This is a genomic window from Streptomyces sp. RPT161 (assembly GCF_027533845.1).
GTDB lineage: Bacteria > Actinomycetota > Actinomycetes > Streptomycetales > Streptomycetaceae > Streptantibioticus_A > Streptantibioticus_A silvisoli_A.
This window is the reverse complement of record NZ_JAPZVN010000002.1, coordinates 52,416-79,380: the sequence shown is the minus strand read 5'-3', so window position 1 is coordinate 79,380 and position 26,965 is coordinate 52,416. Positions and strand designations below refer to the sequence as shown.

Genomic DNA, 26,965 nt, shown 5'->3' with positions numbered 1-26,965 from the left:
CGAGCCACGAGACGAAGGAGTCACCGTGCCCGGCGAGAACCTGACCCGAGACGAGGCCCGCGAGCGGGCCGCACTGATCGCGGTGGACGGGTACGAGGTGTCGCTCGACCTACGGTCCGCCGTACAGCCGCGGGAGAACACCTTCCGCTCAGTGACCACGGTCCGGTTCCGCTGTGCCCGACCGGGCGCGGCGACCTTTGTGGACCTGGTCGCCCCCTCGGTCAGCTCGGTGCGGCTCAACGGGCGCGAGCTGGATCCCTCGGCGGTCTTCGACGGCACCCGGATCGCGCTGGACGGCCTCGCCGAGAGCAACGAACTGGTGGTGGACGCGGCCTGCGCGTACAGCCGGACCGGCGAGGGGCTGCACCGCTTCATCGATCCCGAGGACGGCGAGATCTACCTCTACACCCAGTACGAACCGGCCGACGCCCGGCGGGTCTTCGCCAACTTCGAGCAGCCGGACCTGAAGGCGCGGTTCCGCTTCGCGGTGACGGCCCCCGAGGGCTGGACGGTGTGGAGCAACGGCGCGGAGGAGTCCCGGGACGGCGGTGTGTGGCGGTTCGCGCGGACCGCGCCCATCTCGACGTACATCACCTGCGTGGTCGCGGGCCCGTACCACTACGTGACGGACACCTACCGGCGCGGCGACCTGGAGGTCCCGCTGGGCGCGATGTGCCGCAGGTCGCTCGCCCAGCACTTCGACGCGGACGACATCTTCCAGATCACCAAGCAGGGCCTGGACTTCTTCCACGACCACTTCGACTACCCGTATCCGTTCGGGAAGTACGACCAGGCGTTCGTGCCGGAGTACAACATCGGCGCGATGGAGAACCCCGGACTGGTCACCTTCCGTGAGGAGTTCGTCTTCCGGGGCAAGGTGACCCAGGCTTCCTACGAGGGCCGGGCCACCGTCGTGCTGCACGAGATGGCGCACATGTGGTTCGGCGACCTGGTCACCATGGAGTGGTGGGACGACCTGTGGCTCAAGGAGTCGTTCGCGGACTTCATGGGCTCGTTCTCGCTGGTGGAGGCGACCCGGTTCACCAACGGCTGGGTCTCCTTCGCCAACCGGCGCAAGGCGTGGGCGTACCGGGCCGACCAGTTGCCGTCCACCCATCCGATCACCGCGGACATCCACGACCTTGAGGACGCCAAGCTCAACTTCGACGGCATCACCTACTCCAAGGGCGCGAGCGTGCTGAAGCAGCTCGTCGCGTACGTCGGCCAGGAGGCCTTCCTGGAGGGCGCCCGGCGCTACTTCAAGCGGCACGCGTTCGGCAACACCCGGCTGGCGGACCTGCTGTCCGTGCTGGAGGAGACCTCCGGTCGGGACATGGCCGAGTGGTCCCGGGTGTGGTTGCAGACCGCGGGCCTCAACTCCCTCACCCCGCAGGTCATATGCGGTGCGGACGGTCGCGTGGCGGAGCTCGCGGTGCTCCAGGAGGGCACGCCGCCGCGCCCGCACCGGGTGGCGGTCGGGCTGTACCGGTGCGACGCGGACGGTGCGCTGGAACGGTACGCGCGGGTGGAGGCGGACGTCGCCGGTGAGCGAACGGTCATCGGCGAGCTGGCCGGGGCCGAGCGGCCGGAACTGGTGCTGGTGAACGACGAGGACCTCACGTACTGCAAGGCCCGCTTCGACGAGCGGTCGTTGGACACGCTGCGGAGCCACCTGGGCGACCTGACCGATCCGATGGCCCGGGCGCTGTCCTGGTCGGCGGTGTGGAACCTGACCCGGGACGGGCTGCTGCCCGCGCAGGACTACGTGCGGCTGCTGCTGGACTTCGCCGGGCGGGAGACCGACATCGGCGTGCTGCAGATGCTGCACACCTGGGCGCAGACCGCGCTCGACCACTACGTCGCGCCCGAGTGGCGCGCGGAGGGCGGCCGGGCGCTGGCCGAGGGCGCGCTACGGGAGCTGCGGGCGGCCGAGCCGGGCAGCGGGCACCAGTTGACGTGGGCGCGGTTCTTCGCCGCGACGGCCTCGTCCCAGGACGAACTGCGGCTGCTGCGCGGCCTGCTGGACGGAGCCGAGAAGGTCGAGGGGCTGGAGGTGGACCAGGAGCTGCGCTGGACGTTCCTGCTGCCGCTGGCCGCGCACGGTGCGGCGGACGAGGCGGACATCGCGGCCGAGCTGGCCCGCGACAACACCGCTTCCGGCAAGCGGCACCAGGTGCGGTGCCTGGCCGCGCGGCCGTCGGCCGAGGTGAAGGCGGAGGCCTGGCGGCAGGTGGTGGAGTCCGACGAGCTGTCCAACGCCCTTGTGGAGGCGGTGATTTCGGGTTTCACCCAGGGCAACCAGCGGGAGCTGCTGGCGCCGTACGCGGCGAAGTACTTCGCCGCGCTGGAGCGGGTGTGGGCCGAGCGCTCGATCGAGATCGGCATGGCCATCGTCCGCGGCCTCTACCCCATGCTCCAGGCCACCCGGCAGACGGCCGACACCACGGCCGCCTGGCTGACCACCCACCCGAACGCGGCCCCCGCCCTACGCCGTCTGATCCAGGAGTCCCACTCCGACCTGACCCGTTCCCTGCGCGCCCAGGAGGCCTCCAGCCGGGGGTGATCGGGGGCCTGGCCAGGGCCAGTTGAAAACCGCCGGCCTCCGCCGCGAGGGTTGCGCGCCGTCGCGGTGGAAAGAATTCGGGCACCGGCGCGCAGCCCAAGGGGATCCAGGGGGCGCCCCCATGTGGGGTGGAGGGGCAGGGGGAACAACCGGACGGGGGTCGAACATGGGTACTTTAGCCCCATGGTGTCCCGATTTGTCGACGGCCCTGTAACAGGGGTTAAGTGCCGTGCCACACGCGGGAATTCGGTGGACATGAGTCATGACACCACCCCCCTCGGCCCCCGCCACCTCGTCCACCTCGAGCGCACCCAGCGCCGTGTGATGACCGCACGCGAACTGCGCGCCCATGGTGTACCGGCGAGTGTGCTCGCCGACCGGTGCCGGCCGGGCGGCCCCTGGCAGCAACTGCTGCCAGGGGTCTTCCTGCTGCACTCCGGCCCCGCCACCGGCGAGGAGCGCCTGCACGCCGCCCTGCTGTACGCCGGACAACCGTCCTCCGGACTGGACAGCCGGGCCACCCATGCGATGGTCACCGGCCTCGCCGCGCTCGCCCTGCACGGCTTCCGTACCGTCCCCCCGCTGTGCGCCCTGGACCGCGTCGACGTCCTCGTTCCCCGCCAACGCCGACTGCGCGCCGTCGGCGATGTCCGCATCCGCCGGGCCAACTCCCTGCCGCGGCCGGTGTCGGTCCTCGGGCTGCCGTGCGCCCCGGTACCCAGGGCGGTCGCCGACGCCGTCGCCGGGCTCGGCGACCCCGAGGCGGTCCGCGCCCTGCTCACCGAGTCGGTACGCACCGGAGACTGCGAAGCCGCCTCCGTGGTACGGGAGTTGAACAACGCCCGACTGCTCTCCCGCCCGCACGTGGAGCGCGCCGTCGACGCCCTGCTCGCCGAGGGCCGGGCCATCGCGGAGGGCCGTCTGTACGAGATGGTCCGCCAGTACGGCCTGCCCGACCCGGTGTGGAACGTCGACCTGCGACTGCCCGGGGGCCCGCACCTGGGCAGCGTGGACGCGTACTGGCCGGACCACGCCGTCGCCCTGGAACTGGACGCCAGGGCGCCCCGACACGACGACGACGCGCTGTGGCAGCAGCACGCCCGTGCCCGTGAGCACCTGGAGCAACTGGGCATCGACGTGATCATCACGACCCCCAGGAAGCTGCGCGAGTCGCTGGAGCAGCAGGCGGCCGTCGTCAGGACCGCGCTGCTGGGCGCCGACGACCGCGGCCCGCACGCCTACGTGGCGGTGCTCCCCCGCTGATCACGCCACGCTGTACGCGTTACACGCCCGTGGCAGGATGGCGTCAAGTCTTACCAGGCCGCACATCGCACCCCAGAAGGAGCTCCCGTGCCGGGCACCAACCTCACCCGCGAAGAGGCGCAGCAGCGGGCGCGTCTGATCACTGTCGACTCCTACGAGATCGACTTGGACCTCAGCGGGGCCCAGGAGGGAGGCACGTTCCGGTCCGAGACCGTCGTGCGCTTCGACTCCGCCGAGGACGGCGCGGACTCGTTCATCGACCTGATCGCGCCGACCGTGCACCAGGTCGTACTGAACGGCAAGGAACTGGATCCGGCCGAGGCCTTCCAGGACAGCCGGATCGCGCTGCCGTCACTGACCGCCGGACGCAACGAGCTGAAGGTCGTCGCCGACTGCGCGTACACCAACACCGGCGAGGGCCTGCACCGCTTCGTCGACCCGGTCGACCAGCAGGCCTACCTGTACACCCAGTTCGAGGTGCCGGACGCCCGCCGGGTGTTCGCCAACTTCGAGCAGCCGGACCTGAAGGCGACGTTCTCCTTCACCGTCACCGCTCCCAAGGGCTGGGAGGTGATCAGCAACGCGCCGGTGCGGGCCACCGCGACCGAGCCGGACAGCAGCACTGTCCAGCACGTCTTCGAGACGACCCCGCGGATCTCCTCGTACATCACCGCGCTGATCGCCGGTCCGTACCACAGCGTGCACAGCACCTGGGAGGGCGAGGGCCGCAGCGTCCCACTGGGCCTCTACTGCCGCCCGTCGCTCGCCGAGCACCTCGACGCGGACGCGATCTTCGAGGTCACCCGGCAGGGCTTCGACTGGTTCCAGGAGAAGTTCGACTTCCCGTACCCGTTCGCCAAGTACGACCAGCTGTTCGTACCGGAGTTCAACGCCGGCGCGATGGAGAACGCGGGCGCGGTCACCATCCGCGACCAGTACGTCTTCCGCTCCAAGGTGACGGACGCGGCCTACGAGACCCGGGCCGAGACCATCCTGCACGAGCTGGCCCACATGTGGTTCGGCGACCTGGTCACCATGGAGTGGTGGAACGACCTGTGGCTGAACGAGTCGTTCGCCACCTACACCTCGATCGCCTGCCAGGCGTACGCGCCGAACAGCCGCTGGCCGCACGCCTGGACGACGTTCGCCAACTCGATGAAGACCTGGGCGTACCGGCAGGACCAGCTGCCGTCCACCCACCCGATCATGGCCGAGATCCGCGACCTGGACGACGTCCTGGTCAACTTCGACGGCATCACCTACGCCAAGGGCGCCAGCGTGCTCAAGCAGTTGGTGGCCTATGTCGGGATGGAGGAGTTCTTCCAGGGCGTACGGCAGTACTTCAAGCGGCACGCCTGGGGCAACACCCGGCTGACCGATCTGCTGGGCGCGCTGGAGGAGACCAGCGGCCGGGATCTGAAGGCCTGGTCGAAGGCGTGGCTGGAGACCGCGGGGATCAACGTCCTGCGGCCGCAGATCGAGTTGGACGCACACGACCGGATCGCCGCGTTCCACATCAAGCAGGAGGCCCCGGCGCTACCGCAGGGCGCCAAGGGCGAGCCAGTGCTCCGCCCGCACCGCATCGCGATCGGCGTCTACGAGATGCGGGACGGCAAGCTCGTGCGCACCGAGCGGATCGAGCTGGACGTCACCGGTGAGCTGACCGAGGTGCCGCAGCTGGTGGGCCGGCACCGTCCGGCGGTCGTCCTGCTGAACGACGACGACCTGTCGTACGCCAAGGTGCGGCTGGACCCGGACTCGCTGGCCGTGGTCACCCGGCACATCTCGGACTTCGCCGAGTCGCTGCCGCGCGCGCTGAGCTGGGCGTCGGCGTGGGACATGACCCGCGACGGCGAGCTGGCCACCCGCGACTACCTGGAGCTGGTGCTGCAGGGCGCCGCCAGGGAGTCCGACATCGGCGTGGTGCAGTCGCTGCACCGGCAGGTCAAGCTGGCGCTCGACCTGTACGCCGACCCCGAGTGGCGGCCGACCGGTCTGGCCCGCTGGACCGAGGCCACCTTGGAGCAGCTGCGGGCGGCGGCACCGGGCAGCGACCACCAGCTGGCCTGGGCGCGGGCGTTCGCGGCCACCGCGCGCACCGACGAGCAGCTCGACCTGCTGGCCGGGCTGCTGGACGGCTCGCAGCAGATCGACGGCCTGGTGGTGGACGACGAGCTGCGCTGGGCGCTGCTGGAGCGGCTGGCGGCCACCGGCAGGGCGGACGCGGCGGCGATCGACGCCGAGCTGGCCAGGGACGCCACCGCGGCGGGCGAACGGCACGCGGCCACCGCCCGCGCGGCCCGGCCGACGGCGGAGGCCAAGGCTGCCGCGTGGCAGTCGGTCGTGGAGTCGGACAAGCTGCCGAACGCCGTCCAGGAGGCCGTGATCGGCGGCTTCGTCCAGACCGACCAGCGGGAACTGCTGGCACCGTACACGGAGAAGTACTTCGCGGCGGTCAAGCAGGCCTGGGAGACCCGCTCGCACGAGATGGCGCAGCAGATCGTCGTCGGCCTGTACCCGACGCTCCAGGTCTCCCAGGAGACGCTGGACGCCACGGACGCCTGGCTGGACTCGGCCGAGCCGAACGCCGCGCTGCGGCGGCTGGTGGTGGAGTCCCGGGCGGGCGTGGAGCGGGCGCTGCGGGCGCAGAGGGCGGACCGTGCGGCGGGCGCCGCGCGGAGCTGACCCGGAGGGCGCGGCGCGAAGGCGCAGCAAAAAGGGGTGCGGGGGACCTCCCCCGCACCCCGCCGTGCCGAAGGCCCTAGCTCCTGGTCTTCTTGCGGCTCTTGTCCGTGACGATCACCAAGCCCGCGATCACCACGAACAGCAGCACCGGGATACCCACGTACAGCCCGAGGGTCTGGCCGATGCTCAGGCCGGGACCGGGGTCCTCACCGTCGTCGTGGATGAGCGCGAAGGCGGGGGACGACATCAGCAGCATCAGCGTCGTACCGGCGGCTATCGCACCGGCGCGCAGGGCATTCTTGTTGACCACGTTCCCAACGTAGCGAAGGTTCCTGGACACCGCGCGGCCGGGGTGGCCCTTACCGGTGCAGGCCCTCGCGCACCTCGTCCACCAGAGCGTGCAGCCGGGGCGAGGCCGCGAGCTGGTCCAGGGTGACCGGGCGGCCGGTCGGGTCCGCGATCGGCAGCCGCCAGTTGGGGTACTGGTCGAAGGTGCCCGGCAGGTTCTGCGGGCGGCGGTCTCCTATGGTGTCCGGCAGCCAGATCCCGACCATCCGGGCGGGGGTGCGCAGCAGGAACCGGTGTACGGCCCGGATCGCGCCCTCCTCGTCGCCGGGGCCCTCCGGAAGCAGGTCGAGCCGGTGCAGCAGCGCCAGCCACTGGGCGACGTCGGCGGCGTCCTCGGCCTGCTCGATGGCGAGCGGCCGGGCCAGCAGGCCGAGCCGGTGCCGCAGCTCCACGTGCTCACCGGTGAGGCGGGCGGCGGTGCTGGGCAGGTCATGTGTGGTGACGGTGGCCAGACAGCCGGAGCGCCAGGCTTCGGGGGGCAGCGGTCGGCCGTCGCCGTCGCGCTCGAACCACAGCACCGAGGTGCCCAGCACTCCGCGTTCGGCTAGCGCCTCCCGCACGCCCGGTTCCACGGTGCCCAGGTCCTCGCCGATCACCACGGTTCCTGCCCGGTGCGCCTCCAGGGCGAGGACGCCGAGCATGGCCTCGGGGTCGTAGCGCACATAGGCGCCCTCGGTGGGCGGGCGGCCCTGCGGCACCCACCACAGCCGGAACAGTCCCATGATGTGGTCGATGCGCAGTCCGCCCGCCCGGCGCAGCACACCGCGCAGCAGTTCCCGGTACGGCGCGTAGCCGGTGGCGGCCAGGGCGTCCGGGCGCCAGGGCGGCAGCGCCCAGTCCTGGCCGTGCGGATTGAACGCGTCCGGTGGCGCGCCGATGGACATGCCGGGCGCCAGCGCGTCCCGTAGTGCCCAGGCGTCGGCACCGTACGGGTGGACGCCGACCGCCAGGTCATGGACGATGCCCGGCGCCATTCCGGCGTCCCGCGCGGCGAGTTGGGCGTGCTGGAGCTGGCTGTCGGTCAGCCAGGCCAGCCAGCAGTGGAAGTCGACCCGGTCCAGCACCTCGGTACGGGCGCGGGCTGTCTGCGGTGAGCGCGGGTCGCGCAGGCCCGTGGGCCAGGAACGCCAGTCGGGGCCGTGGACCTCGGCGAGCGCGCACCAGGTGGCGTGGTCGTCGAGGGCCTGCCCGCGCTCGGCGAGGAAGTCGCAGTAGGCGGCGCGCCGTCCGGGGGTCAGCGGCACGGTCCTGACGAGTTCCAGCGCGGCGCTCTTGAGCCGCCACACCGCGTCGCGGTCGATCAACTCCCGCTTCTCCAGCACGCTTTCGCGCAGCACGGCGGCCTGCGCGAGCAGTTCGGCGGCCCGCTGCCGGGCCGCCGGGGGCAGGTAGGCGTACTCGGGGACGTCCTCGACCCGCAGGTAGACGGGGTCGGGGAAGCGGCGTGCGGAGGGCCGGTACGGCGAGGGGTCCGCGCCGGGGACGGCGCTGTGCAGCGGGTTGACGGTGATGAACCCGGCGCCCAGCGAACGCCCGGCCCAGGCCGCGAGATCGGCGAGGTCGCCCAGGTCGCCCATGCCCCAGGAGCGGTCCGACAGCAGCGAGTAGAGCTGCACCATGAACCCAAAAGACCGGCCCCGCGGTTCCGGAACCCGCTGCGGCACCACGATCAGCGGCGCGACCGCGGTGCGCCCGTCCGGTACCCGTACCCGCAGCATGTGGTAGCCGAGGGGCAGCGGATCGGCGTGCCCGGGCAGCTGCTCGCCGGTCTCCAACTCGACCGCGCACACCGTGCCGTCCGGCAGTTCCGGCAGCCGGGAGCGGAGCGCCACGCCCGCGCGCAGCACGAGACAGGGCGGCAACAGGCGGGTGCGCAGCCGCTGTTCGTGCGCGGCCAGCGCGTCGCGTACCGCCTGCGGGCTTGAGGCGTCCACGCCGAGCGCGGCGAGCACCGTGATCACGGTGGCCTCGGGCACCCGGACCACCCGGCCGGGCGCGGGCTCGTAGCGGGTGTCGACTCCGTGCAGCGCGGCGAGCCGCGCCAGTGGATGGCAGTCGGCGTCCTCCACCTCCGCGGGCGCCGTTCCCATCAGATCTCCATCGGCCCCAGGCTCGCGGCGGTGGTCACCACAGCCACCGGCTCGCTGGTCAGCGCGGGCTCGGCGGGCAGCGGCGGCTCGCTGGTCAGCGGCGCGTCCTCGACCAGTGCGGGCTCCGAGGTGAGCGGCTGCTCGGGGCACCCGCATTTGGCGTCGGGGAGGTCGAACGGAAGTAGATCTGTGGGAACGGCCACGGAGATCCTCCGGTGCTCGCTAGGGACGACCGGAAATCCTCCGGCCGTCGGTGGGGACGGACACGTCACCATCTACCCAATCGGAGCGGCGCCATCCGTCCCGATTTCCACCACTGCCCGCCCGGCCCATGGCGCGGCGGTCTCCACCTGCGCGGCGAGCGCCAGCAGCGGCCCCTCCGCGCCGTGCGCCGCACCCAGCATCATGCCGATCGGCAGCCCCGACTCCGACCAGCCCACCGGCAGCGAGATCGCGGGCAGCCCCGCGATGTTCCACGGGCCGGTGAACGGCGTGAACGCGATCTGCGCCGCGAAGTCCGCGGCCGGATCGGCGTCGTCGCGCAACGCGCCCACCGGTGGCGGGAGTTGGGCCAGCGTCGGGGTGAGCACCGCGTCGTACCCGGCGACGGCGGTGGCGAACTTCCGGCCGACCGACTGCATCGCCGCCAGCGCCCGCACGTAGTCGAGACCGCTGGCCGCCTGCCCCTGCGCGCGCAGCCAGCGGGTCATCGGCGTCAGCTGCGACTCACGCGCCGCGGGCACCGAGGGCAGCGCGGCCAGCACCGCCCACACCGGGGTGAAGGCGTCCCGGTCCCCGGGATCGAGCGGCTGCGGTACGTCGACCACCGCATGGCCGAGTTCGGCGAGCAGCGTGGAGGTCTTCTCGTAGACCTCCAGGATCCGCGGGTCGACGGTCACCCCGGGGACGTCCGGCCGCGCCCAGCGGGCGATGCGCAGTCGGCGCGGGGCGCGCTCCAGCGCGTCGCACCATTCGAGGAACGGCCGCTGCGGCGGGGCGAGCGGCGCAGGGTCGCCCGGTACGTGCGCGGACATCACGTCCAGCAGGGCGGCGGCGTCCCGTACGGTCCGGGCCAGCGGGCCGGGCACCCCGAGCCCGCTGACGTCGCCCAGCGGCGCCGGGCTGATGCGGCCCCGGCTGGGCTTGAGCCCGACGAGGCCGCAGCAGCTGGCCGGGATCCGGATGGAGCCGCCGCCGTCCGACCCGTGCGCGGCGGACGCCAGCCCCGCGGCGACCGCGGCCGCGGCGCCGCCGCTGGATCCGCCCGCCCCCCGGGTGAGGTCGTACGGGGTGCGGGCGGGCGGCCCGACCAGGCTCTCGGTGTAGGCGGGCAGCCCGAACTCGGGCGTGTTGGTCTTGCCCAGCAGGACCGTGCCGGCCTCGTGGAGCAGCTCGGCCTGGCGGCTGGACGCGCCCGCCACGTGGTCGGCGAAGGCGGCCGAGCCCATGGTGAACCGCACACCGGGCACCGGAACCAGGTCCTTCACCGGCACCGACACCCCGAGCAGCGGCGGCGCGTCCCCCTCGGTCAGCCGCCGCTCGGCGCGCCGGGCGTCGTCCAGTGCCCGTTCGGGGGTGACGGTGAGGTAGGCACCGACGCTGTCGTTCAGCCGGTCGATGCGGGCCAGGTAGTGCCGGGTCAGTTCGACGGGCGACAGCTCGCCCTCCCGGATGGCCGCGGCCTGCTCCAGCATCGTCAACTCATGCGGTTCCGCCATGTCCTTGACAGTACGCCTCGCGCGGGGGTTTCCGGTTTCGTTCTTCGGGGGCAGGCACCGCGAACCCCCTAGCGGGACGTAACCGACATAATGATCAGGCGCGTTGACACTGCGGCGAGCCGGTGATGGGCTCGACGCGTCGCGTGAAACCGTCCCCCCAGCCTCACGCGTCCCCGAACGCGTTGCCCTCCTCTCCCCCCGCTCCGCAAGGAGGAACCGTGTCCCCCCGGCGCAGGAAGCCCACCGTGGCGGCGTTCGTCGCCGCCGTCATCGGCAGTGTGCTCGGTGGCGCGCCCTGCGCGGTCGCCGCGCCAGCGACCGGTCTGACCCCGCTGACCACACCGGACGGCGGGACCGCCGCCGGACAGCCGCCCCCGGTGTGGCCGAGACCGCAGTCACTGCGCGCACAGGGCCAGTTCACACCGGTCACCCCCACCGTCGCGCTGGTCGCCGGCGGCGGCGCCGACCCTTACGCGCTGGACTCGCTACGCGACACCCTGCGCACGGCGGGCGCCCGCGACATCCGCGACACCGCTCCCGGCGCACCGCTGCCCGCGCAGGCCCTGGTGGTCTACGCGGACGGCCCGGGCGCCGACTCCGCGCTGAACGCGCTGGGCGCGCCCGACCGCGGCGACCTGCCGTCCGGCGGCTACCGGCTGGCCGTCGGGCACAACGGCGACCGGGACACCGTGGCGCTGTCCGGGGTCGGCCCGGACGGCCTGTTCCACGCCGCGCAGACGCTGCGCCAGCTCGCCCAGACCAGCGGCGCGCAGCGCGGCTTCGCGGGCGTGGTGGTCCGCGACTGGCCGTCCACCGCGCTGCGCGGCATCACCGAGGGCTTCTACGGCCAGCCCTGGACCACCCAGCAGCGGCTCGCCCAACTGGACTTCATGGGCCGCACCAAGCAGGACTTCTACCTCTACGCCCCTGGCGACGACCCGTACCGTACGACGCAGTGGAGCGCCCCCTACCCCGCCGCGGCGCGGGACGACTGGCGGACGCTGGCGGCACGCGCCCAGCGCAACCACGTCACCCTGGGTTGGGCGGTGGCGCCCGGCCAGTCCCTGTGCTTCTCCTCCGCCGACGACCTCAAGGCGCTGTTCCGCAAGGTGGACGCGATGTGGGCGCTGGGGGTGCGCGCCTTCCAACTCCAGTTCCAGGACGTCAGTTACACCGAGTGGCACTGCTCGGCGGACGCCGCCGCCTTCGGTAACGGCCCGGGCGCCGCGGCCCGCGCCCAGGCCAAGGTGGCCAACGCCCTTGCCCTGCACCTGTCCGCGCGCTACGGCAGCGCGGCGCCGCCGCTGTCGGTGCTGCCCACCGAGTACTACCAGGACGGCACCACCGCCTACCGCGGCGCGCTGGCCGCCGCGCTCGCTCCCGGCATCGAGGTGGCCTGGACCGGCGTCGGGGTGGTGCCCGCGAAGATCACCGGAGGCCAGTTCGCCGACGCCCGGACCGCGTTCCGGCATCCACTGCTGACCATGGACAACTACCCGGTGAACGACTACGCGCAGGACCGTATCTTCCTAGGTCCCTACGCGGGCCGCGATCCGGCCGTCGCCGCCACCTCGGCGGGTCTGCTGGCCAACGCCATGCAGCAGCCGTCCGCGGGCCGCATCCCGTTGTTCACCGCCGCCGACTACGCCTGGAACCCCAACGGCTACCAGCCGCAGGAGTCCTGGCAGGCGGCCGTCAACGACCTGGCGGGCCAGGACCCGGACGCCCGCGCCGCGTTGACCGCGCTGGCCGGCAACGACGCCTCGTCCCCACTGGACTCCAACGGCGAGTCCGCCTATCTGCGCCCGCTGATCGACGGCTTCTGGAACGCCTACGCGGGCACCGACGACTCCGCGCTGCGCACCGCGGCGGACCGGCTGCACGCCGCCTTCGACACCATGGCACAGGCCCCGCGGCGGCTGGGCGGCCTGGCGGGCGGCGCCTTCGGCACCGAAGTGCGGCCCTGGCTACAGCAGTTGGGGCTCTACGGGCAGGCGGGTGGGTCCGCTGTCGACATGCTGCTGGCCCAGCGGCACGGTGACGGCGCACAGGGCTGGCAGCGGCAACTCGCCGTACAGCGCGCCCAGCACGCCATCGCGCAGTCCACCGCCACCGTGGGCGACGGGGTGTTGGGGCCATTCCTGATCAAGGCGCTCGGCGCCGCCAACGCCTGGACGGGGGTGCGCGCAGACCGCCCGCAGGCGACGACGTCGCTGGGCTCGGCGCGCTCCACCGACCCGTCGCTGATGACCGACGGCAACGACGCCACGTACTGGTGGAGCGACCGCCCGCCGCAGCCCGGGGACACCTTCGGCGTGGACCTCGGCTCGGCCCGCCCGGTCAGCCGGGTGCGGATCGCGATGGGCTCTGGCGACGACTCCCCGGCGGCCGAGGACATCCTGCGGGACGCGGTGCTGGAGTACTCGCCGGACGGCGGTACCTGGCGGACCTCCGGTACGTACCAGAACCAGCAGACCGTCACCGCCGCCTTCCCCAAGGGCGCGACCGCCCGCTACGTACGGCTGCGGGCCGCCTCCGCACAGCCCAACGCGGTGGCGGTGCGCAGTTTCGACGTGACCGCGGTCGGCGCGTTCCAGCCCCGGGTCACCGGGCCGTCCTCGGCCGACGGTACGCCGCCGTCCACCGTGGTCAGCGGTGATCCGGAGGTCCCGTACCAGGCGGCCGGCCGCGACGGCGGCGCACTGACCATGGCGTTCGGCGCGTCCCGCGCCCTGGACGGGCTCACCGTGCTGACCGCGCCCGGCAGCGGCGCGCGAGGCACGGTGGAGGCCGAGGTGGACGGCCGCGGCTGGCAGCGGGTCGGTCAACTCGGCGACGGATGGACCGAGTTGGCCGCCCACGGGATACGTGCGGACGCGGTGCGGATCAGTTGGGTGTCCGGCGCGACACCGCCCGCCGTCTACGCGGTGGTGCCGTGGTTCGGCGACACCCCCGCCGCCCGGCTCACCGTCGACCAGCCCACGGCCGACGCCGATGTCGGCGGCCAGGCCACCGTCGGCGCGCGGCTTTCCACCGTGCGCCCGGACGACGTGCACGGCACGGTGGAGGTGAAGGCCCCGAAGGGGGTGAGCGTACGGGCGCCCGGTCAGCTGGTGCTGCGGCGCGGGGAGACGCAGGCGGTGCCGCTCGCGGTGTCCGTCGCGGGGGACGCCAAGGCAGGCGCGTACCCGATCACCGTGGCGTTCACCGCGGACGGCCGGACGGTGACGCAGACGGCCACCGTGCGCGCGTTCCCCCGCACCGGTGGGCCCGACCTGGTGCGCGGCGCCCGGGCCAGTTCGTCCGGCGACGAGACGGCGGCGTTCCCCGCCTCGGCGGTGGCGGACGGCAGGCTGGACACCCGCTGGTCCTCACCGGCCCAGGACGGCCAGTGGGTGCAGGTCGAGCTGTCCCGTCCGGCCCGGGTCGGCCGGGTCGTGCTGCGCTGGCAGGACGCCTACGCCAGCGCCTACCGCGTGCTGGTCTCGTCGGACGGCCGCTCATGGCGCACGGCGGCGACGGTCACCACGGGGCAGGGCGGCACGGAGACGGTGCGGATGGACGAGGCGGACACCCGGTTCATCCGCGTCCAGTGCGACCAGCGGGCGACACCGTACGGGATCTCACTGTGGGAGCTGGAGGCGTACGCGGTGCAGGGCGCGTCGTAGCGCTGCCACCCGGGCCATTCACCGGGCGGGCGCGGGCGCGTCGGCGCTCGGCGCCCGTGGCGCTGTGCACCATCGGACAGCGTGCACCACCATGGCTACCTCTGGGTCGGCGACAAGGCCGTCTTCGACGACGACGGGCTGCGACGGATGCCGGTGGCGCCCTGGGCGGCGGACGACCCGGAGGAGACGGTGCAGCGGCAGGCCGCTTACCGGGCCTGGACGGAGACGTTCACCCGCTCCGAGGTGCCGCCGCTGGAGACGGCGCACTGGCTGCTGAAGTCCCCGGCCCTGATCCGTGGCACCTGGGACGACCCGGCCGAGGCGGTCGGCTGGCTGGACGGAGTGCTGCGCGAGTACGGCCCGCGCTTCGCCGCCGAGCACGACCGGGATCCGGAGCGGCTGGCCCGCCAAGTGGCGCGCGCCGCGCAGACGTTGGCGCACGGCGGCGACATCTCGCTCGGCTACTACCTGGCCCGGCCGACGTTCCTGTCGGTGGCCGTGGTCACCTGCTCGCCCAACCGCGCGGACCCCGCCCTTCCGTGCCCTACTCCGCACCCTCCGGGTCCTCCACCCCCTCCACGAAGTGATCGAACTCCCCAGCCTTGACCCCCTTGACGAAGGCATCCCACTTGGCGGGCGTGGTCACGGCGACGACATCCGGCTCGTCCGTCTCCCGGATGTAGATCATCCCGTCCTCCCCTGTGGTGACCTCAAGCGCCACGGATTTCCTTTCCCCCTCAACAACTTCCTGCGGCGGCCATGGTTCTGGAAGAAGAGGGGTCGCCGCAACGGGAGACTCCACGCTTGGCTGGGGGATCATCACGACCCAGCCGGACGCTCACAAGGGGTTCGGCGTTCCGCTCATGCCCGTACCGGCGAGCTGGCCAGCCCAAGCTCCGCCCAGGCCGCCCGCACAGGCGAACCCCCGGACCGCACCCGCTGCGGTCCGGGGATCGCCGGACACACGAAGGCCCGGATGTCAGGCAGAGATGCCGTCGATCCGGGCCATGGCGTCGTCCGCGCCGTATGGCTGCAGGTATGGCAGCCAGCGCGGGTCCCTATGGCCCGTGCCGATGATCCGCCAGGCCAGGCCGGACGGCGGAGCTGGCTGATGGCGGAGCCGCCAGCCGAGTTCGGCGACATGGCGGTCGGCCTTGACGTGGTTGCAGCGGCGGCAGGCCGCGACCACGTTCTCCCAGGAGTGCTGACCACCGCGGCTGCGCGGAATGACGTGGTCGACGCTGGTTGCGGCGCACCCGCAGTAGGCGCATTTACCGCCGTCCCGCGCGAACAGCGCGCGACGGGTGAGTGGAACAGGCCCCCGAAAGGGGACGCGTACGAACTTGGTGAGCTTGACGACGCTGGGCGCCGGAAGGACGCGGGTCGCGCTGTGCATCAGGGCGCCGGACTCCTCTAGGCATACGGCCTTGTTGTTCAGTACGAGGATGAGCGCGCGGCGGAGCGGTACGACGCCGAGCGGCTCGTACGACGCGTTGAGGACAAGGACATGCGGCACGGATGCCTCCCTTATACGCCGGCGGCGCGTGGCTCGCGCCGGGACGATCTCTCCCAGTGTCGCCGCAAGCCTGGTCATGGCGCCACCATGACCGGGTAACGACCTCAGGGTGTTTTCCCGCACACTTCCTTACATCAGAGCATTACGGACAGCCCACCAGGCGACCAGCCCTGATCAGCCACGATCAACGCGTCAGGTTGACCGCGTTACCCCGTTAGGGTGGTTGTTCGGCCCGCCGCAGCGTGGCGGCCCGGTCCGGCCCGAAGGCCGGACGCATCCCGCTAAGGAAGGTTTCACCTGTGCTCCGGCCCTGGTCCTTGATCGCGGCTGCCGACTCCACCCCCGGTGCCGCAAGTCTCGACCACGCCCAGAAGTCGGCCTCCAACGCCGCGACCTGGGTGGAGAACAACTGGGCGAACTGGCTCACCACCGGTCTGCAGATCGTGCTGATAGTGGTCATCGCCATGGTCCTGCGGGCCATGGTCCGCCGCATGATCACCCAGCTGATCGCCCGGATGAACAAGCACTCCGAGCACCGGCAGATCGGCGGGCTGGGCGGACTGCTGGTCAACACCGAGCGGCGGCGGCAGCGCAGCGAGGCGATCGGCTCCGTGCTGCGCAGCGTCGCGTCCTTCCTGATCATGGGCACCGCGGCACTGATGGTGCTCTCCCTGATGCGGATCGACCTCGCCCCGGTGCTGGCCAGCGTCAGTGTCGCGGGTGTGGCGGTCGGTTTCGGCGCGCGCAACCTGGTCACCGACTTCCTCTCCGGCGTGTTCATGATCCTTGAGGACCAGTACGGCGTCGGTGACGTGATCGACGCGGGTGTCGCCCAGGGCACGGTGATCGAGGTCGGCCTGCGGGTGACCAAGCTGCGCGGGGACAACGGTGAGATCTGGTACGTGCGCAACGGCGAGGTCAAGCGGATCGGCAACCTGAGCCAGGGCTGGGCGACAGCCGTGGTGGACGTCCAGGTCGGCTACTCCGAGGACCTGGACCGGGCGCGCGCGGTGATCGGGCAGGCCGCGAAGGAGATGAGCGAGGAGGCGCCGTGGGACGAGACGCTCTGGGAGCCGGTGGATGTGCTCGGCCTTGAGTCCGTCTCCGCGGACTCGGTGGTGATCCAGGCGCAGGCGAAGACCATGCCGGGCAAGGCCGCCGCCGTCGCGCGCGAACTGCGCTGGCGCATCAAGAAGGCGTTCGACGCGGAGGGCATAGTGATCGTTGGCGGTGCGCCCACCGCGCTCACCGAGGACACCGCCGCCGACCCGTCGGCCGCCATGGCCGCCCCCTCGGCGCTGGCCAACCCGAGCTCCCCGCAGTCGACGGCCGCTGCTCCGCTGCCGCCGGAGCCGCCGACGGCACCGCATCTGGAGAAGTGACAGAGCAGTAGCGGCGCCCGGCACGATGCCGGGCGCCGCTCGCGTTTTCGGCAACGCTTCGATTTCCCGGTGCACGCCCCTTGACGGGGCAATCGGCGGGCCCTAACTTTCCAGTCATCGATAGGAAAGTTTCCTAATAGTGGACCCGCCGGTGCCCGCACCGTCGCTTCACCTACGATCACCAGGGACCCGCGAGGGAGGGATCAGGACCGTGGCCGGGACACCGGGAACACCGCGCGTGCTGCGCGCCATGAACGACCGCGCCGCGCTCGACCTGCTGCTGGAGCACGGCCCGCTGTCCCGCACCCGGATCGGCGAGCTGACCGGCCTGTCCAAGCCCACCGCCTCCCAACTGCTCGCCCGGCTGGAGGCCGCGGGCCTGGTAGTCGCCACCGGCACCACCGCCGGACGCCCCGGGCCGAGCGCCCAGCTGTACCGGGTGAACCCGGACGCCGGATACGTGGCCGCGCTCGACGTCACCCCGGACCGCATCCTCGCCGCCGTCGCCGACATCGGCGGCGAACCGCGCGGCCAGCACACCATCAGCACCAGGGGGCGGCGCGCCGGCCGGGCTCTCAGCCAGGTGATCGAGGCGGTGGACGCGGCGGCCAAGGCCGCCGGAACCGACCGGTCCAGGCTGAACCGCGTGGTCATCGGCATCCCCGGCGCGTTCGACCCGGTCTCCGGCAAGCTGCGCTACGCGGGCCATGTGCCCGGCTGGCACTCCCCCACCCTGCTCGACGAACTGCGCGAGACGCTCGGGGTGCCGCTCGCGGTGGAGAACGACGTCAACCTCGCCGCCGTCGCCGAGCAGCGGATCGGCGCGGCCGTCGGCTGCGAGGACTTCGTGTTGTTCTGGGCGGAGGAGGGGCTCGGCGCGGCCATAGTGCTCGGCGGTCGGCTGCACCGCGGCGCGACCGGCGGCGCGGGCGAGGTCGGTTACATGCCGCTGCCCGGGGCCCCCGTACTGCACAACGTCAGCCGCGCCAACACCGGCGGCTTCCAGGAACTGGCGGGCGGCGAGGCCGTCCTCAAACTGGCCCGGCTCAACGGGCTGAAGGCCCGCACCCCGCAGGAGGCGGTCGCCAGGGCGGTCGCGGAGGCCACCGGCAACCCGGACGACCAGGACGCGCTGGCGGTACTGGAGGAGTTGGCGGTGCGCTTCGCCACCGGGCTGGCCTCGATCGTCGCCGTGCTGGACCCGCAGCTCGTCGTACTCTCCGGTGGCGTGTTCACCGCGGGGGGTGAGGAGTTGCGGTCCCGTATCGAGGAACAGCTCCACCAACTGGCCATTCCGCGGCCGCGGTTGCTGCTCAGTGCGGTGGAGGGGAATCCGGTGCTCTCCGGAGCGGTGTCGCGGGCGCTTTCGGACGCCCGCGACGAGTTGTTCGACACCACGACGCCCAGCCGTACGTAACTGGGCCCTGCCCCGGGCCCCTGCAAGCACCCGGGGGCAGGCCCCGAACCCCCACCGGGGGCCAGCCCCGGCCCCCTTCGTCCCCGCATGCCTTCTGGAGGGCAATATGTCCAGACTCCATAGGATTTGTTCCGCCGCCGCGGTCATAGCCGCGACCGCCCTGCTGGCCGGAGCGTGCACCGGCCAGAGTGGTGGGCAGGCCGGAGACGATCCCAACAAGGACGTCACCATCAACTTCTGGCATGGGTGGAGCCAGCCGAACGAACTCAAGGCGATCAACGGTGACATCGCCGCGTTCGAGAAGGCGCACCCCAACATCCACGTACATGTAGTACCCAACGTCAACGACGACAAGATCAACCAGGCGCTGCGCACGGGCGGTTCGGACTCCCCCGACGTCATCTCCTCGTTCACCACCGACAACGTGGGGAAGTTCTGCTCCTCCGGGGCCCTGGTCGACCTCGGGCCCTTCCTGAAGAAGTCCGGAATCGACCCGCAGAAGACCTTCCCCAAACCGATGCTCGACTACACCGCCTATCAGGGCACCCGCTGCACACTGCCGCTGCTCGGTGACGCCTACGGGCTGTACTACAACAAGGACGCCTTCAAGGCCGCCGGAATCACCGCCCCGCCGAGGACCATGTCGGAGTTCAAGGCGGACGCCGTCAGGTTGACCAAGCCGCAGGGCGATTCGTACGCCCAGCTCGGCTTCATGCCGGACTTCCACGGATACGAGTCCACGCCCGCGCACTACGTCGCCCAGTGGAGCCCCACGTACTTCGACGCCCAGGGCAGGTCGCAGACAGCCAAGGACCCGGCCTTCGCCAACATGTTCACCTTCCAGAAGGACCTGGTGAACTCCCTCGGCGGCTATGCGAAGTTGGAACGGTACCGCAGCACCTTCGGCGACGAGTTCGGCGCCAAGAACCCGTTCCACACCGGTCAGGTGGCCATGGCGGTGGACGGCGAATGGCGTCTGGGCATGGCCAAGGACGCGGGGGTGAAGTTCCCGATCGGCGTGGCGCCGCTGCCCGTACCCGACGACCAGGCGAACACCTACGGAAAGGGCTACATCACCGGAACCATCGTCGGCGTCGCCGCGCACAGCGCGAAACAGAACGCGGCCTGGGAACTGGTGAGGTTCCTGACCACCGACACCAGCGCGGTGGTCGACTTCGCCAACGCCATCCACAACGTGCCGTCCACCTTCGCCGCGCTCAGGTCGCCGAACCTGACCGTCGATCCGAACTTCCGGACGTTCCTGGGAATCGCCCAGAACCCGCACAGCAACACCACCCCCGCCAGTCCCAACGGCGGCCAGTACCAGGTCACCCTCCAGGACTTCGCGTACTCCTACGAATCCGGAAGGGCCACCGACCTCCAGGCCGGGCTGCGCGGCGTGGACCAGCAGGTGGACCGCGACATCGCCCAGACGAAGTAGCGGCCATGAACACCGTGACGCTACGGGCCAAACGCCGCCGGTCGGCGCTGGTGACTTTGGGATTCCTCGCCCCCTGGATCATCGGTTTCAGCGTGTTCTTCGCGTATCCGCTGATCTCCACCGTCTATTTCTCGTTCATGCACTTCGACGGATTCCGGCCGCCGGCCTGGAACGGCGGCAGGAACTGGAGTTACGTCTTCACCCAGTACCCGCTGTTCTGGCCGGCGCTGCGCAACACCCTGTGGCTGGTCCTGGTGATGGTCAGCACCCGGGTGGTCTTCGGGCTGGGCGTCGGGCTGCTGATCACCAGGATCAGGACCGGTACCGGGTTCTTCCGCACCGCCTTCTACCTGCCGTATCTCGCCCCGCCGGTCGCCGCGACCATGGCCTTCGCCTTCCTGCTCAACCCGGGCACCGGTCCGGTCAACCATCTGCTGGGCAGCGTCGGACTGCCGCAGCCCGGCTGGTTCAGCGATCCGTCCTGGTCCAAGCCCGCGCTCACGCTGCTCGCGCTGTGGGGCATCGGCGACCTGATGGTCATCTTCATGGCCGCGCTGCTCGACGTGCCCAAGGACCAGTACGAGGCGGCCGAGTTGGACGGCGCGGGCCCCTGGCAGCGGTTCCGTTACGTCACCCTGCCGAACATCTCGCCGATCGTGATGTTCGCGGTGGTCACCGGGGTCATCCAGACCATGCAGTACTACACCCAGCCCATCGTCGCCGGGAAAGTGGCCAGCGGAATCATCGGAAACTCCGGGCAGCAATTCGAACCCGGCTATCCCCAGCAGTCCACGCTCACCCTGCCGCAACTCGTCTACAACCTGGGCTTCCAGCGATTCGACACCGGATCGGCGTGTGTGATCGCCCTGATTCTGTTCGCCCTCGCCATGGCCTTCACCGCACTGCTGATGCGGCGCCGCGGCGGCCTGATCCAGGCGGGAGACTGACCCGCGATGACCGATGTCCTCACTCCGCCCACAACGGTTTCCCGGCCGGTTACCGATCCGGCCCGAGCGGTACGCCGCAAGGCGGTGCTGCGCTGGATCGCGGTACACGCCCTCGGCATCGCGGCCGCGTTGTTCTTCGTGCTGCCGTTCGTGTTCGTGGCGCTCACCTCGTTGATGAGCGACAACCAGGCACTGACCAGGGCGCTGTGGCCGCACCCGTTCGTCTGGCACAACTACGTCACCGTGTTCCGCACCCCGGGATTCCTGACCTGGTGGAAGAACAGCCTGATCTACGCGGGCGCCGGCACCGTACTCACGGTGTGCTCCAGCATTCCGGTGGCGTACGCGCTCGCCAAGTTCCGCTTCCGCGGCCGGAATCTGTCGCTGATGCTCGTGGTGGCGACCATGATGCTGCCGCCGCAGGTCATCGTGGTGCCCATGTATCTGTTCTGGGCCAACCAACTCCATCTGACCGGCACCCTGTGGCCGCTGATCATTCCGATGGCCTTCGGTGACGCGTTCACCATCTTCCTTCTGCGGCAGTTCCTGGTGACCATTCCCAACGAGTACGTGGACGCGGCACGCGTGGACGGCTGCGGTGAACTGCGCACGCTGCTGAGAGTGGTGCTGCCGATGGCCAAACCGGCCGTTGCCGCGGTCGCGTTGTTCCAGTTCTTCTACTGCTGGAACGACTACTTCGGCCCGCAGATCTACGCCAGCGAGAATCCGGCCGCCTGGACGCTCAGCTACGGTCTGGAGTCCTTCAAAGGCGCCCACCAAACCAGTTGGAACCTCACCATGGCGGCCACCATGCTGGTGATGGCCCCGGTGATCATCGTCTTCTTCTTCGCCCAGAAGGCGTTCGTCGAAGGCGTCACACTGACAGGAGTGAAGGGCTGACCACGGAAATGAAACTCGCGGTCGTGGGGGGCGGTTCCACCTACACCCCCGAACTCATCGATGGATTCGCCAGGTTGCGCGACACCCTGCCGGTAAGGGAACTGGTGCTGATCGACCCGGCGGCCGAGCGCCTGGAACTCGTCGGCGGCCTCGCCCGCCGGATCCTCGCCAGACAGGGCCATCCGGCCAGGGTCAGCACCACCGCGGACCTGGACGCCGGGGTCGAGGACGCCGACGCCGTACTGCTGCAACTGCGCGTCGGCGGCCAGGCGGCCCGCCAACAGGACGAGACCTGGCCGCTGGAGTGCGGCTGCGTCGGCCAGGAGACCACCGGCGCGGGCGGTCTCGCCAAGGCGCTGCGCACCGTGCCCGTGGTGCTGGACATCGCGGAACGGGTCCGGCGGGCCGCCCCCGACGCCTGGATCATCGACTTCACCAACCCGGTCGGCATCGTCACCCGCGCCCTGCTCCAGGCGGGCCACAAGGCGGTCGGACTGTGCAACGTGGCCATCGGGCTGCAACGGAAGTTCGCCGCGCTGCTGGACGTACCCCCCGAGCGGCTGCACCTGGACCACGTCGGCCTCAACCACCTCACCTGGGAGCTGGGCGTACGGCTCGGCGGCCCGGACGGCAAGGACGTGCTGCCCGAACTGCTCGCCGAGCACACCGCCGCCATCGCCGACGACCTGCGGCTGCCGCACGCCGTCCTGGACCGGCTCGGCGTGGTCCCCTCGTACTACCTGCGCTACTACTACGCCCACGACGAGGTGGTACGGGAGCTGGACAACAAGCCGTCCCGGGCCGCCGAAGTCGCCGCGATGGAACGTCAGTTGCTGGCCCTTTACGCAGATCCGGCACTGGACGAGAAGCCCGGACTGCTCGCCCGGCGCGGCGGCGCCTTCTACTCGGAGGCCGCGGTGGCCCTTGCCGCCGCGCTGCTCCGGACGGCGTCTGTTCAGGAGGGCGGGGACGTCCAGGTGGTCAACGCGTACAACAACGGCACGCTGCCGTTCCTGGCCGACGACGCGGTGATCGAGGTCCCGGCCGTGGTCGGCGCCACCGGTGTGCGCCCCCTGCCGGTGCCGGACCTCGATCCGCTGTACGCCGGGCTGATCTCGGGCGTCACCGCGTACGAGGACCTGGCGCTGGCCGCGGCCCTGCACGGCGGCCGGGACCGGGTGTTCAAGGCGCTGCTGGCACACCCCCTGATCGGCCAGTACGAGTACGCGGAGCGGCTGACCGACCGCCTGATCGCACACAACCGGGAGCACCTGGCGTGGGCCTGACCACCTCCGAGCCGTCCGTGCCGGGCGGCGTGCTCGCCATCGACGCGGGCAACAGCAAGACCGATGTGGTGATCGTCGCCGCCGACGGCTCGGTGCTCGGCACCGCGCGCGGCGGCGGTTTCCACCCGCATCGGATCGGCGCGGCCAAGGCGGTCGCGGGGCTCGCCCCGCTCGTCGCCCTGGCCGCGCACGGGGCCGGACTGGCGCCGGACGGCGGCCCGTTGGTCGAGCAGGTCTCCGCGTGTCTGGCCAACGCCGACTTCCCGGTGGAGGAGCAGCGGCTCGAACTGGCGCTGCACGGCTACGGCTGGGGTCGGCGCACCCAGGTGGCCAACGACACCTTCGCGATACTGCGCGCCGGGGTGGCCGAGCCGCGCGGCGTCGCGGTGGTGTGCGGTGCGGGCATCAACTGTGTGGGGATGCTGCCGGACGGGCGGACCGCCCGCTTCCCGGCGGTCGGCCGGATCTCCGGTGACTGGGGCGGCGGCGCCGAACTGGCGGAGGAGGCGCTGTGGTGGGCGGCGCGGGCCGAGGACGGGCGCGGCGAGCCGACCGCGCTGGCCGCCGTGCTGCCCGCGCACTTCGGCCTCGGATCGATGTACGCGCTGATCGAGGCGCTGCACCTACAGGAGATCGCCGCGACCCGCAAGCACGAGATGGTGCCGCCGCTGTTCCGGGTCGCGGCCGAGGGCGATCCGGTGGCGGTGCGGATCGTGCGACGGCAGGCCGACGAGGTGGTCGCCCTGGCGTCGGTGGCGCTTGACCGGTTGGGGCTGCTGGCCGAGGAGGCGGCGGTGGTACTGGGCGGCGGAGTGCTGGCGGCGCGCCATCCGCTGCTGATGGACACCATCGCCGACCGCCTCGCCGCCGCCGCGCCGAAGGCCGTAGCGCACGTGGTCACCGCACCCCCGGTACTGGGCGCGGCGCTGCTGGGCCTGGACCGGTTGGCGGCGAGCGACGGGGTCCGCGCCCGGTTGCGGCGGCACTACGAAGCGGATGCCCCACAACGGGCGAAGACGCAACAGACCGGAAATTGATGCAAGTTGCCCTTAAATCTGACAGAAACCCGCTAAATGCTGCCCTTTTGCTGGACGTACCGCACCCGGAACCAGCGGGCGGCGACCCGGCGTGATAGCACGGAGGAGACGCGTAGGTGTTGCGGTCAGGGCAAGATCGTAAGAATCACTAGGTGGATGTCAGTCCTGGTGTCCATACTGGCTGGCTGAGAAGAGTTGTTCCCTCCGGGCGGAGAGGGGGCGATGCGCGGTCAGCGCCCATGGGGGAGGGTCAGGTTGACACACACGCAGACCAGCGGTGGTGCCATGTCCGCGTGGCTGCCCGGGCCACGGCGGGCCGCCTGGGCCGAGGGCGTCGACCGGCTGCGGGACGCGGCCACCACCGAACCGGGACGGCTGCGGATCATCGGCGCGGTACTGGCGCTGCTGATCGTGGCGTTCGGCGCGGTGACCGCCTGGCAGATCACCGAGCGGTCCTCGGCCGCCCGGGACGTGGCCACGCGCAGCGAGCCGCTGAGCGCCGACGCCGCCGAGATCTACCGGTCACTGGCGGACGCCAACACCACGGCGGCGGGCGGCTTCCTGGTCAGCGGCCAGGAGCCCGCGGCGGTGCGGCAGCGCTACGAGAACGACGTGCACACCGCGGCCCAGCTGATCGCCAACGCCGCGGCCAACAGCCAGGGTTCGGCCGACGCCCAGACCCAGGTCACCCTGCTCAACGAACAACTTCCGGTGTACACGGGCCTGGTGGAGACCGCGCGCGCCAACAACCGGCAGGGCCTGCCGCTGGGCGGCGCCTACCTGCGGTACGCCAACGACCAGATGGCCGGCAGCCTGCTGCCCGCCGCCCAGAAGCTGTACCAGACCGAGACCGGCCGGCTCAACGGCGACTACGCGGCGGCCAAGTCGCTGCCCTGGGCCGCCTGGATACTCGGCCTGCTCGCCCTGGGCTGCCTGGTGTGGGCGCAGCGGCGCACGTACCTGCGCACCAACCGGGTGCTCAACCCGGGCCTGCTGGCGGGCACGGTGGCGGCCGGGCTGGCGCTGGTGTGGCTGGTGGCCGGCCACACGGTGGCCCGCACCGACCTCGGCGACTCCTGGGACCATGGCGGCAGATCGCTCCAGGTCCTCAACCAGGCCCGGATCGGCGCCCTACAGGCCCGCGGCAACGAGAACCTGACGCTGGTGGCGCGTGGCGCGGGCGCCGCGTACGAGGGCGCGTACAAGAAGGGCATGGCCGCACTGGACGAGCCGGGCGGCCTGCTGGCCCAGGCGCTCTCGCTCGCCGACGACCCCGGCGGCCGTGCCCCCGTCCAGCAGGCGGCCGACGGGGTGGCCCAGTGGCGGTCCCGGCACGCGGTGGCCAACGGCGACGACACCAACGGCGACTACGACTCCGCGCTGGCGTACGTCATCGGCGGCAAGGACTCCTCCGGCAAGGAGATCACCCAGACCACCGGGCAGTCATTCGACACGGTGGACCACAGCCTGCAGCAGGCGGTCGACCATGAGACGGGAGAGTTCCAGCAGGCGGCGGGCGACGCCCGGGACTCGCTGACCGGGCTGCCGGAGGGCGTCGCGGTGCTGGCGGTGCTGGGCGCGGCGGGCGCGGTGCTCGGCATCGGCCGACGGCTCTCGGAGTACAGGTGAGCAGGCCAGTGCGGCGAAGTGGCGAGGGGAGCGAGCCGATGAACGGATCGAGCGGTACCCGGAGGTCCTGGCGGCGCCTTCCGCCCCGGCGTCCGCGGCTGCGCGGCTGGGGAGGCGTGGCCGCCATGGCGGGCGCGTGCGCCGTGGCGCTCACCGCGACGCTGCTCCCGCTGCTGCCGTGCGATGCGGCGACCCAGGGCGCCGAGCCGTCCCGCGGCCCCGGTGTGGCCCAGGCCAGACAGGTCTCGGTGGACGACTCGTGCACCCACCCGGAAGCGAGCCTGCGCCCGTCGTCGGCGTCGGGCGACGCGGTGAAGCGGATACAGCAGAACGGCTACCTGACCGTCGGCGTGGACCAGAACAGCTATCTGTGGGGGTACCGGGACCCGGAGACCGGCCAGCTCGTCGGCTTCGACATCGACCTGGTCAAGGCCATCGCCAAGGAGATCCTCGGCAGCGACGCGAGGATCGTCTACAAGACGATCCCGACCGACCAGCGCATCACCGCCGTCCAGGACCACCTGGTGGACATGGTGGTGCGCACCATGTCCATCACCTGCGACCGGATCAGGCAAGTGGCCTTCTCCACCGCGTACTTCGAGGTGGGCCAGCAGTTGCTGGTGCCCAAGACCGGCACCGCGGTCACCGGCTTCGACGACAGCCTGAACGGCAGGACGGTCTGCGCCGCCTCGGGTTCCACCGCCGAGGCGCTGCTGGAGGCCCAGCCGCACGGCTCGCACCTGCTGCGGGTGCCCAACCAGCTGGACTGCCTGGTGCGACTGCAACTGGGCCAGGCCGACGCGGTGTTGACGGACAACGCGCTCGCCGCGGGCCAGGCCGCCCAGGACCCCGCCGTACACCTGATCGGCCAGCCGCTCACCCAGGAGACCTACGGCGTGGCGATGAACCTTGCGGACACGGACCTGGTACGCCGGGTGAACAAGGTGCTGGACGACTACCGCTCGGGCGGCGCCAACAGCCCCTGGATGCAGGCGTACGACAAGTGGCTGGCGCACAACCTGCCGGGCGTGACCGGCCCTCCGGCTCCGCTCTACAAGGACTGAGGCGATCATGA

Annotated in this window: 20 protein-coding genes; 14 read left to right on the top strand and 6 right to left on the bottom strand. The window is 71.5% G+C overall.

The features are described 5' to 3' along the window. Positions 1-25: 25 nt before the first annotated feature. The 3 genes from pepN (O5O46_RS04865) (at position 26) to pepN (O5O46_RS04855) (ending at position 6,511) form a co-directional block, all read left to right on the top strand. The gene (gene pepN, locus O5O46_RS04865; RefSeq protein ID WP_269853988.1) at positions 26-2,563 is read left to right on the top strand and encodes an aminopeptidase N; all 2,538 of its coding nucleotides are present in this window, start codon (positions 26-28) and stop codon (positions 2,561-2,563) included. 255 nt (positions 2,564-2,818) lie between these two features. Then, positions 2,819-3,826 carry a hypothetical protein gene (locus tag O5O46_RS04860; RefSeq protein WP_269853987.1) on the top strand — a complete coding sequence of 336 codons (1,008 nt, stop codon included), beginning with the start codon at positions 2,819-2,821 and terminating at the stop codon, positions 3,824-3,826. Between the two features lie 87 nt (positions 3,827-3,913). Next, positions 3,914-6,511 (top strand): aminopeptidase N, encoded by a 2,598-nt coding sequence (gene pepN, locus O5O46_RS04855; protein WP_269853986.1) that lies wholly within the window; start codon positions 3,914-3,916, stop codon positions 6,509-6,511. A gap of 76 nt (positions 6,512-6,587) precedes the next feature. Here the strand turns inward: pepN (O5O46_RS04855) and O5O46_RS04850 are convergent, their stop codons facing one another. From O5O46_RS04850 to O5O46_RS04835, 4 genes are all read right to left on the bottom strand, one after another. Beyond that, positions 6,588-6,821 carry a hypothetical protein gene (locus tag O5O46_RS04850; protein ID WP_269853985.1) on the bottom strand — a complete coding sequence of 78 codons (234 nt, stop codon included), beginning with the start codon at positions 6,819-6,821 and terminating at the stop codon, positions 6,588-6,590. A gap of 49 nt (positions 6,822-6,870) precedes the next feature. Continuing rightward, on the bottom strand, positions 6,871-8,949 hold the full coding sequence (gene malQ, locus O5O46_RS04845) for a 4-alpha-glucanotransferase (RefSeq protein ID WP_269853984.1): 2,079 nt from the start codon (positions 8,947-8,949) through the stop codon (positions 6,871-6,873). Next, entirely contained in the window at positions 8,949-9,152 is a 204-nt protein-coding gene (locus O5O46_RS04840; protein WP_269853983.1) for a hypothetical protein, read from the bottom strand. The genes malQ and O5O46_RS04840 overlap by 1 nt, the downstream gene beginning before the upstream one ends. 72 nt (positions 9,153-9,224) lie before the next feature. Beyond that, positions 9,225-10,667 (bottom strand): amidase, encoded by a 1,443-nt coding sequence (locus O5O46_RS04835; protein ID WP_269853982.1) that lies wholly within the window; start codon positions 10,665-10,667, stop codon positions 9,225-9,227. A 218-nt stretch (positions 10,668-10,885) separates the two neighbouring features. Between O5O46_RS04835 and O5O46_RS04830 the strand changes: the two genes are divergently transcribed. Together O5O46_RS04830 and O5O46_RS04825 are read left to right on the top strand one after the other, a co-directional pair. Next, positions 10,886-14,335 (top strand): beta-N-acetylglucosaminidase domain-containing protein, encoded by a 3,450-nt coding sequence (locus O5O46_RS04830; protein ID WP_269853981.1) that lies wholly within the window; start codon positions 10,886-10,888, stop codon positions 14,333-14,335. Between the two features lie 81 nt (positions 14,336-14,416). Beyond that, complete coding sequence (locus tag O5O46_RS04825; RefSeq protein ID WP_269853980.1) at positions 14,417-14,941, top strand: hypothetical protein; 525 nt, start codon at positions 14,417-14,419, stop codon at positions 14,939-14,941. Here the strand turns inward: O5O46_RS04825 and O5O46_RS04820 are convergent. Together O5O46_RS04820 and O5O46_RS04815 are read right to left on the bottom strand one after the other, a co-directional pair. After that, entirely contained in the window at positions 14,880-15,056 is a 177-nt protein-coding gene (locus O5O46_RS04820; protein WP_269853979.1) for a DUF397 domain-containing protein, read from the bottom strand. The genes O5O46_RS04825 and O5O46_RS04820 overlap by 62 nt on opposite strands. Positions 15,057-15,314: 258 nt before the next feature. Next, on the bottom strand, positions 15,315-15,851 hold the full coding sequence (locus O5O46_RS04815; RefSeq protein WP_269853978.1) for an HNH endonuclease: 537 nt from the start codon (positions 15,849-15,851) through the stop codon (positions 15,315-15,317). 299 nt (positions 15,852-16,150) lie between these two features. On the opposite strand from O5O46_RS04815, the gene O5O46_RS04810 reads away from it, so the two are divergent. The 9 genes from O5O46_RS04810 (at position 16,151) to O5O46_RS04770 (ending at position 26,954) form a co-directional block, all read left to right on the top strand. Continuing rightward, entirely contained in the window at positions 16,151-17,233 is a 1,083-nt protein-coding gene (locus O5O46_RS04810) for a mechanosensitive ion channel family protein (RefSeq protein WP_269853977.1), read from the top strand. Between the two features lie 250 nt (positions 17,234-17,483). Beyond that, positions 17,484-18,650 (top strand): ROK family transcriptional regulator, encoded by a 1,167-nt coding sequence (locus tag O5O46_RS04805; protein WP_269854562.1) that lies wholly within the window; start codon positions 17,484-17,486, stop codon positions 18,648-18,650. A 106-nt stretch (positions 18,651-18,756) separates the two neighbouring features. After that, the gene (locus tag O5O46_RS04800) at positions 18,757-20,091 is read left to right on the top strand and encodes an ABC transporter substrate-binding protein (protein ID WP_269853976.1); all 1,335 of its coding nucleotides are present in this window, start codon (positions 18,757-18,759) and stop codon (positions 20,089-20,091) included. Between the two features lie 5 nt (positions 20,092-20,096). After that, positions 20,097-21,038, top strand: a complete 942-nt coding sequence (locus tag O5O46_RS04795; protein WP_269853975.1) for a carbohydrate ABC transporter permease — start codon at positions 20,097-20,099, stop codon at positions 21,036-21,038. 6 nt (positions 21,039-21,044) lie between these two features. Further along, positions 21,045-21,938 carry a carbohydrate ABC transporter permease gene (locus O5O46_RS04790; protein WP_269853974.1) on the top strand — a complete coding sequence of 298 codons (894 nt, stop codon included), beginning with the start codon at positions 21,045-21,047 and terminating at the stop codon, positions 21,936-21,938. Positions 21,939-21,946: 8 nt separating this feature from the next. After that, positions 21,947-23,224, top strand: a complete 1,278-nt coding sequence (locus tag O5O46_RS04785) for a 6-phospho-beta-glucosidase (RefSeq protein WP_269853973.1) — start codon at positions 21,947-21,949, stop codon at positions 23,222-23,224. Then, entirely contained in the window at positions 23,215-24,261 is a 1,047-nt protein-coding gene (locus tag O5O46_RS04780; protein ID WP_269853972.1) for an N-acetylglucosamine kinase, read from the top strand. Before O5O46_RS04785 ends, O5O46_RS04780 begins: the two co-directional genes overlap by 10 nt. A gap of 285 nt (positions 24,262-24,546) precedes the next feature. Next, positions 24,547-25,890: a hypothetical protein gene (locus O5O46_RS04775; RefSeq protein ID WP_269854561.1), complete on the top strand. Its 1,344-nt coding sequence runs from the start codon at positions 24,547-24,549 to the stop codon at positions 25,888-25,890. 38 nt (positions 25,891-25,928) lie between these two features. Continuing rightward, on the top strand, positions 25,929-26,954 hold the full coding sequence (locus O5O46_RS04770; protein WP_269853971.1) for a glutamate ABC transporter substrate-binding protein: 1,026 nt from the start codon (positions 25,929-25,931) through the stop codon (positions 26,952-26,954). Positions 26,955-26,965 lie beyond the last annotated feature (11 nt).